The sequence below is a fragment of the Seohaeicola zhoushanensis genome, from assembly GCF_014656415.1.
Lineage (GTDB): Bacteria > Pseudomonadota > Alphaproteobacteria > Rhodobacterales > Rhodobacteraceae > Seohaeicola_A > Seohaeicola_A zhoushanensis.
The window spans coordinates 654,516-669,552 of sequence record NZ_BNCJ01000001.1 but is presented as its reverse complement, the minus strand read 5'-3'; the positions used below and the strand labels follow the sequence as shown (position 1 = coordinate 669,552).

Sequence of the window (15,037 nt, the reverse complement as noted above, 5' to 3'; positions counted from 1 at the left end):
TGTATATGCGCTCTACCGTTGCATCATGCAACGGTATTCCGCGCAGTCCACGCAGAAAATCACCGCATCAGGGCGCGATCAGGCGTCGCGCCCCAGCGCAGCCAGCTGCGCCACATCCGGCGTGATGAAGAACAGCTCGGCCGGCGGCGACACATTGACCAGCCGTCCGCCCACTTCGACGCCGGTCAGCCGCGCCCGGTAGATCGTGTGCCCGCCGCTGCCGCCGGCGACCACCGTCTGCGCCAGCACGTAGCGGATCGCGTCGACATAGGTGCAGCGCATCGCGTCGACGTTCATCAGCGCCGCCGCGCTTTCCGGCGAGCGGCCCGCCGCCATCAGTTCGACCGCGGCGTCGATCTCGGCATGGGTATTGCAGAACAGCCCGCGGATGCCTTCGGCCCGCGCGCCCGCCGCGATGAACAGCCCGGCCAGCACCACCAGGGCCGGAAACAGAAGGCGGCCACGCCGCCGGTGCCCAGTCATCCTTGTCATTGTTGACGTTCCTTTCTGCTCGACACCTCCCGCAGCGATGATGCTCCCCTAACGTCAACGCTTCACCAACGCCGCCGCCCGAATGCTTAAAACTCGTCGCATCCCGTTCGAACTGCCCAATAGCCGGGCATCCATGCTGCAATTGCAGCATCCCGCAAACGCCGCAGCGCAGCATGGCCCGCGCTTGCCAAATTGTCCGGATTACCGTCAACTCGCGCCATTGGCAGAGCTACAGGAAGGACCCTCTTATGGCAGGCAAATTTGAACTCTATCAGGACAAGGCCGGCGAATACCGCTTCCGGCTCAAGGCCGGCAACGGCGAGATCATCCTTGTCAGCGAAGGCTACAAGCAGAAGGCCAGCGCCACCAACGGCATCGAGTCGGTAAAGAAGAACGCGCCGGTCGATGAACGCTACGAGCGCAAGGACAGCTCCTCGGGCAAGCCGATGTTCAACCTCAAGGCCACCAACGGCCAGGTGATCGGCACCAGCGAGACCTATTCCAGCGCCTCGTCGCGCGACAACGGCATCGAGTCGGTCAAGAAGAACGCCCCCGACGCCCAGGTCGTCGACCAGACCGCCTGACCGCGCCGTCCGGCCTTTGGAACCGGCCCGGTCCGTTGCTGGACCGGGCGCAACCGGCCGCCGGGCCCTTGCCCGGCGCGCTGACAGCCAGGGAAAGGCGGACACCGGGCCATGGCGCGCCTGCTTGACATACTGATGTCCAACGGCGTGACGCTGGCCGACCTCGGCAGCCTGCGCATCGCCCGTGGCGAGACCCTTATCCGCCAGAACGCCCCCTCCGACGCCATCTACTTCGTGCTCGCCGGCCGCTTCCGGGTGGAACGCGACGGCGCCACCATCGGCACCATCGAACCGGGCAGCGTGGTCGGCGACATCGGCTTCTTCACCGGCGCGGCCCGCACCGCCTCGGTGGTGGCCTTCCGCGACAGCCTGGTGCTGCGCCTGACGCGCGAGGATTACGACAGCCTCTGCGCCCGCCACCCCGGCTTCCGCGACGGGATCATCGCCGAACTGGCCTCGCGCTTTGCCGAACGCTTCCAGACCCCCGACATCGCCCGGCGCGAGCGGACGCGGCCACGCACCATCGCGCTGATCGGCGCCGCCGACCGGCTGCTGCCCGCCCGCATCGCCGACCGTCTCGCCAATGCCGTCGCCGCGCTGGTCCCCGCGCAGGCGGTCTCGCGCGCCACCTTCCGTGCCGCCATGCCCGGCGCCGCGCCCGACAGCCTCGAGGCGGTCGACTGGTTCAGCCGCACCGAGCGCGAGCGCGAGGTGACGCTCTACCTCCCCGAACCGGGCGATGACGACTGGCAGCAGGCCATCGTGCGCCAGGCCGACCAGGTGCTGATCCTGGGCGAGGCCGGCACTCCGCCGCCGTTGGCCCCGATCGAACGCTTCGCCCTGGCCCAGATCCCCCGCGACCAGCGCCGCCTGGTGCTGCTGCACCCGCGCCGGCACACCGTGGTCGCCGGCACCGCCGCCTGGCTCGACGCCCGCCGGGTGGCGATGCACCACCATGTCGCGCTGACCGGCACCAGCGATATCCGCCGCCTGGCCCGCTTCCTCACCGGCAATGCGGTGGGCCTGGTGCTCTCGGGCGGCGGCGCCTATGGCGTGGCGCATATCGGCACCTATCAGGCTCTAACAGGGGTAGGACTGGGGTTCGACATCTTCGGCGGCACCAGCGTCGGCAGCGCGATGGGCGCGGCCTTTGCGCTCGGCATTGCCGGCGAGGAGCTGACCCGCCGCACCACCGACATCTTCCTGACCAGCCGCGCCCTGCGCCGCGTGACCCTGCCGCGCTATGCCCTGCTCGACCACAAGGTCTTCGACGCCAAGCTGGCCGAACATTTCGGCACGCTCGACGTGGCCGACATGTGGCTGCCCTTCTACGCGGTGGCCGCCAACCTCGGCACCAACAGCGCCGAGATCATCCGCCAGGGGCCGCTCTGGCAGGCGATCCGCGCCTCGAGCGCCCTGCCCGGCATCCTGCCGCCCTTCATCCGTCCCGACGGCGCGCTGCTGGTCGACGGCGGCATCCTCGACAACCTGCCCTACCGCGCCATGCATGACATCAAGGCCGGGCCGAATGTCGTCGTTTCGCTGGCCCGCGCCCGCCCACCGGAACGGGGCTGGGCCTATGACCGCATCCCCGGCCGCGCCGGGCTGCTGCTCGCCATGCTGCACCCGCGCGGCTGGCGCGCCTCCCCGGCCCCCGGCGTGACCGAGACGATCATCCGTTCGATGATGGCCGGCCAGTCCTCGCGCCCGGAAACGCCCGGCCCGCGCGACTGGCGCATCACCCCGCCGCTGTCCGAGCAGATGGGCTTCATGAACTGGAAGGACGCCTTCGACCTGATCGCCCCAGCCGAGCGCCATGCCCGCCAGGGCTGGGCCGCGCTGGAGGTCGAAAACAAGGCTCTACACGGGGCCTTGCTGGCCGCTGCCCCACCGCGCCGTCGCTAGCTTACTCCTGCGCCAGCGCCTCCAGCGCGGCGCGCGCCGCCTCGGTGTCGAAGGCCGAAGCATCGCCGATCAGCACCAGCCGGCAGCCGGGCAGGTCCAGCCCGCTGGGGCTGAGGCTCGCCCGCTTGCCGACCATCTGGAACAGCAGGCAGTCGCCCGGCTTCTCGGTGAAGCGGATCAGGCCCTTGGCCCGCAGCAGGCTGCCCGAAAGCCGCCCGATCACCTGCTGGAAGGCCGCCATCGGCACGGTGCCCGCGCAGGTCCACTCCAGGCTGGCGAAACGTCCGCTGTCCAGCACCGGCCGCCGCCCCGGCACCAGCCGCACCCCGGCCCGCCCGATCAGGTCGCGCACCGCCAGGGTCGAGCCGTCCGCACCCAGCGCAACCTTCCCCAGTGCGCCCAGCCGCGCGACCACGCTGTCGAGGCCGTCGCCCGGCGTTACCTTGCTCAGTTGCACGACATCCGCCGCCGCCAGCTGCGCCCGCCAGAGCGGGTCCTGCCAGCGCGCCGGGTCATTCGCCAGATCCTCGGCATCGACGATGCAGACGATGCTGTCGAGCGCCGCCGCCCCGATCAGCACCGGGTCCATCAGCGCCTGCGCGATCCCCGCCGGGTCGGCCACACCGCTCGCCTCGATCACCACCAGGTCGGGACTGCCATTGCGCAGCACCTGGCGCAGCGTGCGCAGCAGGTCGCCCTGCAGCGAACAGCAGATGCAGCCGTTCTTGAGGCCGATCACCTCGTCGGTCGCGCTCTCCAGCAGGGTCGCGTCGATGTTGATGCTGCCGAAGTCGTTGACGATGGCGGCAATGCGCATCCCCCCGGCATCCAGCAGCAACTCGTTGATGAAGGTCGTCTTGCCGGCCCCGAGGAACCCCGTGACCAGCAGAACCGGAACGCTCATCCCTGCGGGCAGCGGATCGCCCGGCCCGGCGCCGCCGCGGTGTCGAGCGTGCCGTCACTGATGACCGCCGTGCCCCCGACCAGCAGGTGAACCACCCCTTCCGAGGCCCTGTTCATGTCGGTGAAGGTCGCCCGGTCGGTGATCGTCGCCGGATCGAAGACCACGATATCGGCATCGAAACCGGCCCGCAGCCGCGCCTTGCGCGCGATCTGCGGCGCGCAGCGTTCGATCACCTGTGCCGGGTAGATCGTGCATTTCGCCAGCGCCTCGACCAGCGGCATGGTCTCGCGCTCGCGGGTGTATTCGCGCAGGAAGCGGGTGAAGGTGCCAGACGAGCGCGGATGCGCCGAGACCTCGGGCGGCAGCGGCCAGTCCATGCCGTCGTAGATCGACCCGTCGGGCCGCACCCAGGGCATCGCGTCCGAGGCGATCGAACCGCCGGGATAGGTGACCGAGGCATCCAGCATCCGGCGGTGCTCGGCGTTCACCTCGACGTCGAGATAGTGCCACATCACCAGGTCCGCGGGGTTCTCGTGCGCCGCGCGCAGGATGTCGTCGCGGTCGGTGAACCGGCGGTGGTTCTTCACCAGCTCGATGTCGCTGTAGTCGCTGCCGGTCTTGGTCCGGAAGTTCGGATCGGCGAAGAACCCGGCGCCGACCACAGTCGAGCCCGCGCCGTAGGGATAGGCTTCGGTGGTGACCGGCAAGCCTTGCGCCTGCGCCTTGGCGATCACCTCGACCGCGCGGTCGATGTCGCGCAGGCTGGTCGAGTTCAGGTGGCAGATGTGCATATGCGCCCCGGTCGCCCCGGCCAACCCGATCAGCCGGATATAGCTTTCGACCGAACTATTAGGGTCTGTATTGGCCATATAGGCGATATGGGTATAGGTCGGCCGGTCGAACTCGGCAGCCAGGTCGCAGATCAGCGACAGCTCCTTCAGACCCGCGCCGGTCAGGTAGCCGTTTGGCATCCCGATCCCGATGGCGCCTTCTTCCAGCGCCTGCCGGGTCAGCGCGACGATCTCCTCGGCCTGCTCTGCCGTCGCCGCTTCGGTGTTCCAGCGGGTGTCGTTGGAGCCGCCCATATGCGCGATGGGGTTCTTCTTGCCATCGGGGGTGAAGCCACCGAAGGCCGCGCGCCGGGCAAAGGCCCAGGCGGCGGCGGTGCCGTAGTTCAGCGCCCGCGGCACCGTGGCCTGGTGCTCGTACCACTCGGCCACCGGCAGCGCGCCGACTTCCAGCTCCAGCGAGGTGGTCACCCCGTCAAAGGCCTGCATCCGGTCGGCGGCGACCGATTGGCCATGCGCGTGCAGGTCGATGAACCCCGGCGCGACCACCAGCCCGGTGGCATCGATCTCGCGCGCGGCGGGGCCGAGGTCGGTGCCCACGGCGGCGATCTCGCCACCGCTGATGGCGACGTCGCAGACCTCGTCGAAGCCGGTCTCGGGGTCGATCACGCGGCCGTTGCGGATCAGCAGGTCATAGGTCATTCGGTGGCACTCTCGGCAAAGGGGTTCTCGGTCTTGGGCCAGAAATTGGCGTCCCGCTTGGTATAGGGGATGATGGTGTAATCGGGAGGGATCGCCCCCGGCGTCGCCAGGTGGATCACCTCCGAGGCAATCGGCGCGAAGGCGTCGTAGAAATGCTGCGAGGACTTCACCACCACGTATTTCATCGTCTTCGGGTCCAGCCCCAGCGCGGTGAAGACCTCCGGGTGGAAGGTCTGGGTCCGCCGCGTCGACAGCACGATATGCACGCCGTCGGCCTCGATCCAGACGGTATCGCCCAGCCCGGTGGTCGCCGGGCCGAAGTGCTGCTTGGCATCGTGGCAGATTCCGCGCACCGTCACCGTCAGGTCGACCGGATCGCCCGACATCGGGCCGATCTTGCCGCCCACGCGCACCGGCATCACCGCGCCGATGCCGGCGTCGATGCACATGGTCACCAGCACCGGGTCCCAGAAGGTCGCCATTGCCACGTCCTTCAGGCCGCGCTCCAGCACCGCCTTCAGCACGAAGGTCGAATCCGACGGCGCGCCGCCGCCGGCGTTGTCGGCGAAATCGGCCAGCACGACGGGAAAGGCATTGGCCGCAACCGCGCGGTCGAGCCCGGCCTCGAGGCTCGGGAAGCGGCGCAGCTGGTGCCGCAGCTCCCACAACTCCTGGCCCAGTTCCTTCGCCCGCGAGGCGGCAAGCTCGGCGTCGCCATCGGTGATGACCAGCGTCCGCGTGCCCACGCGCGGGCTGTCGCCCCAGGGAAAGCCATGCGCGAGCGAGACCGAAAGGATCCCGTCCTTGCCCTCCATTGCCGACATGCGGTCGACATAGCCGCGCACCGGCTCGAAGGGGGTGTGATACATCGCCATCATCCGGCAGTCGTAGTCGCGCATCACCGGCTTGGTGCGGCCCTCGATCGCATCGGCGCAGATGGTGAAGAGTTCCTCGGCCCGTTCGGCGATATCGACGTGCGGGTATTCCTTGTAGCAGATGATCGCCGTCGCCGCCGCCAGCATCTCCTCGGTCAGGTGGCAATGAGGGTCGACCTCCAGCCCCACCGCCGCCTTCGGCCCGACGATCTCGCGGGCGCGGGTCAGCAGGTCGCCCTCGCAGTCGTCATAGCCCTCGGCGATCATCGCGCCGTGCATCGACAGCAGCACCACGTCCACCGGCATCGCCGCGCGCAGGTCGTCGAGGATATCGTCGCGCATGGTCTCGTAGACCGAGCGCACCGTCGGCCCGGCGGGCTGCGCATAGGTGGCCAGCCCCTCGACCACATCCCAGCCCAGCGCCTCGGCCCGCCGCCGCCAGACCGTCACGGCGGTGGCATAGGGGCCGGTCTCGCCGTAGGAGGCCTGCTTGGTGTGGAGGTTCTCCTTGAAGCCGCTCCAGCCGGTCGGGATGGGCGAGAAGGAATTGGACTCGGTGGCCAGCGAGGCCATGAACATCTTCATGCGGCGGTTTCCGGAATTGTGTCGGCCGATGGCGCCGGGGCTGGCAGCGCCAGCCGGGCGATATCGGCGAGGATGTGGATGACGATGATGGCGAAGGCCAGGGGGATGGCGATGCCGAAGACCATCATGGGCAGATCCATCGTTTCGGCCTGCCGTCCGGCCAGCCGGGCGATATAGCCGCGCGTAGGGTCCATGCCCGCGCCGAAGATGCAGAACCAGATGGTGACGAGGACGAATATCAGCGCGCCGAAGCTGCGCACCAGCGTCGTCAGGACCCCGAGCGGCCCGCGCATCGCAAGCGCCTCGGGAAACAGGATCGGGTCGACCTTGAGACGGAAGGCGCAGGAGGCCCCCATCATGCCTGCCCAGACCATCGAGAACCGCGCGAGTTCCTCGGTCCAGATCGGCGGTTGCGCCAGCAGGTATCGGGCGATCACCTGCCATGAGGCCGCGCCCATCATGACGGCCACCGCGATCACCGCCATGACCAGGGCCAGGCGATTGAGCTGGACCGACAAACGGTCCAGCCCCAGGGCGATATGCCGGCCCATGCTCACTGGCCGACCGCGGCCTTCCAGGCGTCAAGCGCACCGGCAGGCATCTCGACCTTCTCGTAGAGCGGCTGCGAGGCTTCGCGGAACTTGGCGCGCTCTTCCGGAGTGAGGGTGATGACCTCGATCCCGGCATCGGACAGCTCGGCAAAGACCTTCTCGCCGGCGATCACGAAGGCGCGGTTGGCCTCGTGCGCGGCCTTCACGCCGCCGTCGACGATGGCGCGGTCGGCATCGGACAGGCCCTGGTACCAGTCTTCCGAGGCAATCGCGATCCGCACCGAGGCCGAGATCTTCACGTCGGTGAAATACTTGATGAAGGAGGTATGGCCATAGACCAGCGGCACCGCCGGCGGGTTGATGTAGCCATCGGCCACGCCGGTCTGCAGCGCATTCGGCACTTCCGACCAGGACACGATGGTGCCCTTGGCGCCCCAAGCCTCGAAGGTCTGGATCTGCAGCTCGTCCAGCGCCCGCATCCGCACGCCCGAGAAGTCGGAGAAGGCGCGGATCGGCGTCTTGGTGGTGAAGATGCCGGTCGGCTGGCCGAGATAGACGATATCCAGCACGCGCACCCCATGCGGCAGGGTGCCGGCGTTGATCCGCTCCAGCATCCCGCCGTCGAGCGCCTTGTCGAGCTGCTCGGTGTTCTCGAAGAAGAACGGCATCATCGCGCCGAAGATGGTGCCGTCAAGCTGCCCGGCCGACTTGGCATCGGACATCGATACCTCGAGCAGCCCGGTGCTGACCTGGTCCAGGCGCTCGGCCTCCTCGCCCAGGGCGTTGCGCTCGTATTCGACCGCCTTCAGGCCCTGGCTGTTGAGGTATTCGCCGAAGGCATGGGCCCAGACATAGGTGCCCGACTTCTCCAGGTCCGGCGGCGCGTCGAGCGCGATCTTCACTTCGGCGGCGGCCGGCAGGGCCAGGGCCAGGGCCGCGACCGTCGCGGCGATGCAGGTTCTCAGGTTCATGTTGGTTCTTCCCACTGTTGGTATCTAGTTCCAGAGGCCCATCAGGCGCGGCAGGGCGAGACTGATCTCGGGCACCACCACGAGCAGCGCCAGGACCAGGATTTCGACGATCACGAAGGGAATGATCTTCCGCGCCAGCTCCCAATAGCGCACGCCCGTGACGGTCGAGACGATCAGCAGGCAGCCCCCCAGCGGAGGCGAGATCAGGCCGATCGAAAGGTTGAAGCAGATGACGATGCCCAGGTGCACCGGGTCGGCGCCATTGGCGAGCGCAACCGGCGCAAGCAGCGGCACCAGCAGCGCCAGCGCCACGGTGACATCCAGCACCATGCCGGCAAGGATGAACATCACGTTCATCGCCAGCAGGTAGCCCGCCGGTCCCAGCCCCAGCTGGTCGACCAGCCCGGCCACCGCCTGCGGGATCCGCTCCAGCGCGGCCAGGTGGCCGAAGGCCGCCACGGCGCAGAGGATCATGAAGATCGACCCGGTCAGAACCGCCGTGCGCGCCAGCGCATGCCACATGTCCGACGGGCTCAGCCCCTCGTAGAACCACGCCACCAGCGCCGCCGCCACGACGGCAACGGCCGCCGCCTCGGTCGGGGTCATCCAGCCGAAGACGATCCCGCCGACGATGATCAGCGGCAGGCACATCGCCGGCGCCGCGTGCCAGAGCGCGGGCAGGATGCGCGGCGCGTCGCCCTTCTCGATCCGCGGATGGTCTTCCTTCCAGGCATACCAGCCGTTGACGATGAACAGCGCCAGCGCCAGCACCAACCCCGGCAGGATCCCCGCCACGAAGAGCGCCGCCACCGATGTCTGCATCAGCGCGCCGTAGAAGATCAGGATGATCGAGGGCGGCACGATCGGCCCGATGATCGACGAGGCGGCGGTAATCGCCCCGGCATAGGCCGCCGTATAACCCCGCTCGCGCATCGCCGGCACCAGCGTGTTCGACAGCGCCGCCGCATCGGCCACCGCCGACCCGGAAATGCCCGCGAAGAACACCGAGGTCAGGATGTTCACATGCCCCAGCCCGCCGCGCATCCGCCCGACCAGCGCCATCGAGGCATCGATCAGCGCCTTGGTCACGCCGCCCCGGTTCATCACCTCGCCGGCCAGGATGAACAGCGGCATCGCCAGCAGCGAGAAGACGCTGATCTGCGAGAAGATCTTCTGCGGCATCACCGCCAGGTACCGCAGGTTGTCACTCGCCGCGAAGGCGAGCACCGCCGAGCCGCCGATGACATAGGCCAGCGCCAGCCCAGAGGCCAGGAAGCCAACCGCCGCGAGGGGAACCAGCCAGATCATGCCGCCACCCCCAGCCGCGCGGGCCGCAGGCGCGCCGGGTCAAGCCCGGCGTCGGCGACATGGGCAGGCAGCGCCTGCCCCAGCACCGCCGAGGCGGCAAACTGCGCCATAGCGGGCGAGGACTGGATGCCGTATCCGCCCTGCCCGGCCAGCCAGAAGAAGCCCGGCTGCACTTCGGAATAGCCCACCACCGGGGACCCGTCGGCGACGAAGTTGCGCAGCCCCGCCCAGCTGGTCTCGATCCGCCGGATCTCGATGTCGAAGGCGGTCATTATGCGGTCGGCGCAGATGGCGATGTCCATCTCCTCGGGCCAGGCGTCGCAGGGCTCGGACGGCGTTTCGTCGGCCGGCGAGATCAGCAGCCGCCCGGCGTCGGGCTTGAGGTAGAACTTTTCCTCGGCGTCGATGGTGATCGGCAGCCGCGCGGTGTCGATGGTGGCGTGATCCGCGATCATCGCGGCAGTGCGCCGCTTGGGCACCAGCCCGATGCGCTCGGCCCCGGCCAGCGTGCCGACCCGGTCGGCCCAGGCCCCGGCCGCGTTGATGACGACCCCCGCGGTCAGTTCACCCCTGGCCGTCCCGATCCGCCAGCCCGCGCCCTCGCGTTCCAGCGCCGTGACCTCGGCGCCGGTCAGCACCGTGCCGCCCCGCGCCTTGAACCGCCGCAGGAACCCCTGGTGCAGCGCGTTGACCTCGATGTCCTGCCCGGCCTCGTCCAGCATCGCCTCGCTGGCATAGCCGGGGCGCAGCAGCGGCTGCACCTCGGCCAGCGCATCGCCCGACAGCCGGCGCACCGCCGTCTCCGTCTCCACCGCCGCGATCAGCGCCTCCAGCGCCGCGTGCTGGTCCTCGCGGGCGATCATCAGGATCGGCCGGGGCGAGAACAGCGGCACCGAGGCGAACCCCTCGGGCGGCGCGCGGAAGAAGGCCTCCGAGGCGCGCGTCAGGTCGCGGATCGGCTGCGGCCCGTAGCAGGGCGCGAAGACCGCCGCCGAGCGACCGGTGGTGTGATAGCCCGGCGCGCTCTCCATCTCGAGCAGCACCACCGACCCATGCGCCGCCAGCTCGCTCGCCACCGAGGCCCCGGCGATCCCCCCGCCGATCACGGCGAAATCTGCTGTTCCGAGGGGCACTGCTGTCATGGGTATGTCCGTTCGAGGATGTCAGTCGGGCCCCATGTTGGCCGATTCATTTTTTATTACAAGAAAATTTTTCACATACGAAACTTTTCTTGCTTTTGCGCTGTGCACCTTGATGAAAATATGGGAAAATGGCACCCGCAGACCGACGAAAGGGCGCCGATGTCATACAAGAGCGAAGTGGGCAAACGTCTGAGATCGCTACGAAAAGCCGACCAGATGACGCTCGCCGAACTGGCCGAGCGCGCCGATGTGTCGGTCTCGACCATCTCCAAGATCGAGAACGGCGCGCTCTCTCCCACGCTCGACGTGATCCTCAAGCTCTGCGACGGGCTGGGGGTGAAGATCGGCGACCTGGTGACCGGCGGCGAGACCGGCAACGCCCGGCTCAGCACGCCCAACAGCCGCTTCTCGCCCTATTTCAAGGGCGACGGCGCGCTGATCAGCACCTCGAACTACGACTACCTCTACCTCTGCCCCGAGGTGAAGAACAAGTTCATCGTCCCGATCATCGCCCGCGTGAAGGCGCGCGACATCCAGAGCTTCGGCGAGTTGTTCCACCACGGTGGCGAAGAATTCCTCTACGTCCTCGAAGGCCAGGTTGAGGTGCACAGCGAATTCTACGAACCGGTGATCCTGAACAAGGGCGACGGCGTCTACCTCGACAGCGCCATGGGCCACGGCTACCTCAGCACCGGCGATGGCGAGGCCGAGGTGCTCTGCATCTGCACCGAACCGCAGGTGCAGAGCATCTGAGCAAGAGCGGGCTGCCCCAGCCAAAGGCGCCGATGCGCCCGGAATCAAGCCGAAGGCGCCAGGCGGGCGCAGGGCTGGCCCCGCGGTCTGGCGCTCGGCCCGAGTGGAAGTGATGGGCACTTCACCGCACCGCAGCTTGAAGGATCGGTGCGCGCCAAGCACGCACCCTACGCTTGCTGCCAGTTCCTTTTGCAGACCGAGCGAATCGGCTATTTTGTGCCCCAACAATCTTTGCCAGCGACATATAGCGCGCACCTCGCACCCGGATCGCTACCAGCGATAATGTTACTTGACATGGCCGGATTAATAAGGCAATTCGGCAGAAGGCAGAGAAAAACCGTAACAAAGTAATTTCGCTTGAGGTCGCATACCTCTTTGATTATTGTTCAACCAATGAAAAAGGGCGAGGTGCTTTCGCATCCCCGCCCCTTCAGAGGCCACAATGGCGGCAGCCGAGTGGCCGTCCTGTCCCATTGGTTGGTCTCCCCTAGCGAGGAACACCTACCGCTGATTGGTGACAGGATCAACGGCTGCCTTCACGGCAACGTAGGAGGAATCCTATGCCATCCAAGAACAGCAGTCCGCGGCTGACAGCGGAAACAGCGTCTCACATTAAATGGTTGTGGGAAAACACGCCCCTCAATCAGGCGCAAATCTCGGCATACCTTGGCGCCATCAACCAAGGTCGCGTTTCTGAAGTTGTGTCCGGACAGAGGTATACCGAGGTGGCGCCCGCCGAACATCCGGAGTGGCGTTCATGACCAAGATTATTGGACGCAATGATGGACCTGGCAGTCGCAACGAGCACTACGATGTCGGTTCCCGGAAAAATGTGAGCCGCAGAGAGATTGTGAGCGAAATTAAACGGGGAGAACATCCCGACGCTCATGTGGTGAACATTAACGGCCGGGAGTATGCACGCGACAATCCGGATCGCAGCACGACAGACAACGTTAATCGACGGAAGCCGTAAGCCGGCCTGCAAATACACTGCCCTGCACTTGTGCCGGGCAGTGTTTTCTTGATTTACCGCTTGCGCCGCCGCACATTCCCCCCATGCTGCCCCGGACGCCCCGCCGTGCTCCGCCCCTTGCCCTTGACCGCGGCCTCGCTCGCCGCCTCCACCGCCGACTGCCGCGCGAGCGGGTCGTCGTGGACGGCGAGGTCCACCGCCTCCAGCCGCTTGATCTCGTCGCGCAGGCGGGCGGCTTCCTCGAACTCCAGGTTCTCGGCGGCCTTGCGCATGTCGGTGCGCAGGCCCTCCAGCACGGTCTGCAGGTTGCCCCCGGCGACGCGGGGATCGACCGTTGCCGTCACCCGGCTCATGTCGGCATCGCCCTTGTAGAGCCCGGCGAGGATGTCCTCGACGTTCTTCTTCACCGTGGCCGGGGTGATGCCATGTTCCTCGTTATAGGCGATCTGGCGGGCGCGGCGGCGGTCGGTCTCGGCCAGCGCGCGCTCCATGCTGCCGGTGATGCGGTCGGCATACATGATGACCCGCCCCTCGGCGTTCCGCGCCGCCCGGCCGATGGTCTGGATCAGCGAGGTTTCCGAGCGCAGGAAGCCCTCCTTGTCGGCATCCAGGATCGCCACCAGCCCGCATTCGGGAATATCCAGCCCCTCGCGCAGCAGGTTGATGCCCACCAGCACATCGAAGGCCCCCAGACGCAGGTCGCGCAGGATCTCGATACGCTCCAGCGTGTCGATGTCCGAATGCATGTAGCGCACCTTGATGCCCTGTTCGTGCAGGTATTCGGTCAGGTCTTCGGCCATGCGCTTGGTCAGAGTCGTCACCAGCGTGCGGTAGCCGTTGGCGGTGACGCGGCGCACCTCGTCCAGCAGGTCGTCGACCTGGGTGTTGACCGGCCGGATCTCGACCACCGGGTCGAGCAGGCCGGTCGGGCGGATCACCTGTTCGGTAAAGACCCCGCCCGCCTGTTCCAGCTCCCAGGCCGCCGGCGTGGCCGAGACGAAGACCGACTGCGGGCGCATGGCGTCCCATTCCTCGAACTTCAGCGGGCGGTTGTCCATGCAGCTGGGCAGGCGGAAGCCATGCTCGGCCAGGGTGAACTTGCGCCGATAGTCACCGCGATACATGCCGCCAATCTGCGGCACCGAGACGTGGCTTTCGTCTGCGAAGACGATGGCATTATCGGGGATGAATTCGAACAGGGTCGGCGGCGGTTCGCCCGGCGCGCGGCCGGTGAGATAGCGGGAATAGTTCTCGATCCCGTTGCAGACCCCGGTGGCCTCAAGCATCTCCAGGTCGAAATTCGTCCGCTGCTCCAGCCGCTGCGCCTCGAGCAGCTTGCCCTCGCTCACCAGCTGGTCGAGCCGCTGGCGCAGTTCCTTGCGGATGCTCACGATCGCCTGCTGCATGGTCGGCTTCGGCGTCACGTAGTGCGAATTCGCATAGACGCGGATCTGATCCATGCTGCCGGTCTTCTCGCCGGTCAGCGGGTCGAACTCGGTGATGCTCTCCAGCTCCTCGCCGAAGAACGACAGCTTCCAGGCCCGGTCCTCGAGGTGCGCCGGGAAGATCTCGAGGCTGTCGCCCCGCACCCGGAACGACCCACGCTGAAACGCCTGGTCGTTGCGCTTGTATTGCTGCGCCACAAGGTCGGACATCACCTGCCGCTGGTCATAGCTCTTGCCGACCTTCAGGTCCTGGGTCATCGCCCCGTAGGTCTCGACCGAGCCGATACCGTAAATGCACGAGACCGAGGCCACGATGATCACATCGTCCCGCTCCAGCAGCGCCCGGGTGGCCGAGTGGCGCATCCGGTCGATCTGGTCGTTGATCTGGCTTTCCTTCTCTATGTAGGTGTCGCTGCGCGGCACATAGGCCTCGGGCTGGTAGTAGTCGTAGAAGGACACGAAATATTCGACCGCGTTCTCGGGGAAGAAGCCCTTGAACTCGCCGTAAAGCTGCGCCGCCAGCGTCTTGTTGGGGGCAAGGATGATCGCCGGGCGCTGCGTCGCTTCGATCACCTTGGCCATGGTAAAGGTCTTGCCGGTGCCGGTGGCGCCCAGCAGCACCTGGTTCTGCTCGCCCGCCAGGATCGCCTCGGTGATCTCGGCGATGGCGGTGGGCTGGTCGCCCGCCGGCTGGAACTCGGTATGCATGACCAGCCTGCGCCCGCCCTCCAGCTTCTCGCGGCGGGTGCCCGAGGGCAGGGCCTGCATCATCGGCATCGAGCGGTCGTTATGGGCGTGGGGCATGGGCGATTCCTTCTGCAGGCGTTAATCTGATCCCTTTTTGTTCCAATGCAAGGGGTGCGAAGGTGCGCCCGGTCGGGTCATTTGGCGTGGAATATGGCCGAATCCCCGCTCCGGTGGAAACAAACGCGCTATAAAGCGGCGATTGTTCGCCGTTTCGAAATGGGTCGCAGATGGGCTTTGGGAATCACTTGGACGCGTGCTAGCCTCGGTCCCGGCTTTGAGCGGAGAAACTTCCGAATGATGACGATCTTGGCG

13 protein-coding genes are annotated in these 15,037 nt (G+C 67.1%); 4 read left to right on the top strand and 9 right to left on the bottom strand.

Features of this window, described 5'->3' with window-relative positions; all coding sequences use genetic code 11:
- Nucleotides 1-78: 78 nt before the first annotated feature.
- A complete protein-coding gene (locus IE266_RS03285; RefSeq protein ID WP_189678598.1) occupies nt 79-492 on the bottom strand; it encodes a hypothetical protein in 414 nt (137 codons plus the stop codon).
- Nucleotides 493-740: 248 nt separating this feature from the next.
- Here IE266_RS03285 and IE266_RS03280 point away from each other — a divergent pair, with 248 nt between their 5' ends.
- Together IE266_RS03280 and IE266_RS03275 are read left to right on the top strand one after the other, a co-directional pair.
- Nucleotides 741-1,076, top strand: coding sequence for a YegP family protein (locus tag IE266_RS03280; protein ID WP_189678597.1), 336 nt, complete (start codon nt 741-743; stop codon nt 1,074-1,076).
- A 111-nt stretch (nt 1,077-1,187) separates the two neighbouring features.
- Complete coding sequence (locus tag IE266_RS03275) at nt 1,188-2,981, top strand: patatin-like phospholipase family protein (RefSeq protein WP_189678596.1); 1,794 nt, start codon at nt 1,188-1,190, stop codon at nt 2,979-2,981.
- Between the two features lies 1 nt (nt 2,982).
- On the opposite strand, the gene IE266_RS03270 is transcribed toward IE266_RS03275, so the two are convergent.
- Genes IE266_RS03270 through IE266_RS03240 form a run of 7 tightly spaced genes read right to left on the bottom strand, consistent with a single transcriptional unit; the run spans nt 2,983 to nt 10,807 of the window.
- On the bottom strand, nt 2,983-3,885 hold the full coding sequence (locus IE266_RS03270) for a CobW family GTP-binding protein (RefSeq protein ID WP_189678595.1): 903 nt from the start codon (nt 3,883-3,885) through the stop codon (nt 2,983-2,985).
- Complete coding sequence (locus tag IE266_RS03265; RefSeq protein WP_189678594.1) at nt 3,882-5,375, bottom strand: amidohydrolase family protein; 1,494 nt, start codon at nt 5,373-5,375, stop codon at nt 3,882-3,884. The genes IE266_RS03270 and IE266_RS03265 overlap by 4 nt, the downstream gene beginning before the upstream one ends.
- Nucleotides 5,372-6,835: a M81 family metallopeptidase gene (locus IE266_RS03260; protein ID WP_189678593.1), complete on the bottom strand. Its 1,464-nt coding sequence runs from the start codon at nt 6,833-6,835 to the stop codon at nt 5,372-5,374. The genes IE266_RS03265 and IE266_RS03260 overlap by 4 nt, the downstream gene beginning before the upstream one ends.
- Complete coding sequence (locus IE266_RS03255; protein ID WP_189678592.1) at nt 6,832-7,386, bottom strand: TRAP transporter small permease; 555 nt, start codon at nt 7,384-7,386, stop codon at nt 6,832-6,834. Before IE266_RS03255 ends, IE266_RS03260 begins: the two co-directional genes overlap by 4 nt.
- Before the next feature lie 2 nt (nt 7,387-7,388).
- Nucleotides 7,389-8,357 carry a TRAP transporter substrate-binding protein gene (locus IE266_RS03250; protein ID WP_189678591.1) on the bottom strand — a complete coding sequence of 323 codons (969 nt, stop codon included), beginning with the start codon at nt 8,355-8,357 and terminating at the stop codon, nt 7,389-7,391.
- 24 nt (nt 8,358-8,381) lie between these two features.
- Nucleotides 8,382-9,665: a TRAP transporter large permease gene (locus IE266_RS03245; RefSeq protein ID WP_189678590.1), complete on the bottom strand. Its 1,284-nt coding sequence runs from the start codon at nt 9,663-9,665 to the stop codon at nt 8,382-8,384.
- Complete coding sequence (locus IE266_RS03240; protein WP_189678589.1) at nt 9,662-10,807, bottom strand: NAD(P)/FAD-dependent oxidoreductase; 1,146 nt, start codon at nt 10,805-10,807, stop codon at nt 9,662-9,664. Before IE266_RS03240 ends, IE266_RS03245 begins: the two co-directional genes overlap by 4 nt.
- 159 nt (nt 10,808-10,966) lie before the next feature.
- Here IE266_RS03240 and IE266_RS03235 point away from each other — a divergent pair, with 159 nt between their 5' ends.
- Together IE266_RS03235 and IE266_RS03230 are read left to right on the top strand one after the other, a co-directional pair.
- A complete protein-coding gene (locus IE266_RS03235; protein WP_189678588.1) occupies nt 10,967-11,560 on the top strand; it encodes a helix-turn-helix domain-containing protein in 594 nt (197 codons plus the stop codon).
- 757 nt (nt 11,561-12,317) lie between these two features.
- Nucleotides 12,318-12,533, top strand: a complete 216-nt coding sequence (locus tag IE266_RS03230; RefSeq protein ID WP_189678587.1) for a DUF3892 domain-containing protein — start codon at nt 12,318-12,320, stop codon at nt 12,531-12,533.
- Nucleotides 12,534-12,586: 53 nt separating this feature from the next.
- On the opposite strand, the gene uvrB is transcribed toward IE266_RS03230, so the two are convergent.
- Nucleotides 12,587-14,782 carry an excinuclease ABC subunit UvrB gene (gene uvrB, locus IE266_RS03225; protein WP_189678586.1) on the bottom strand — a complete coding sequence of 732 codons (2,196 nt, stop codon included), beginning with the start codon at nt 14,780-14,782 and terminating at the stop codon, nt 12,587-12,589.
- Nucleotides 14,783-15,037 lie beyond the last annotated feature (255 nt).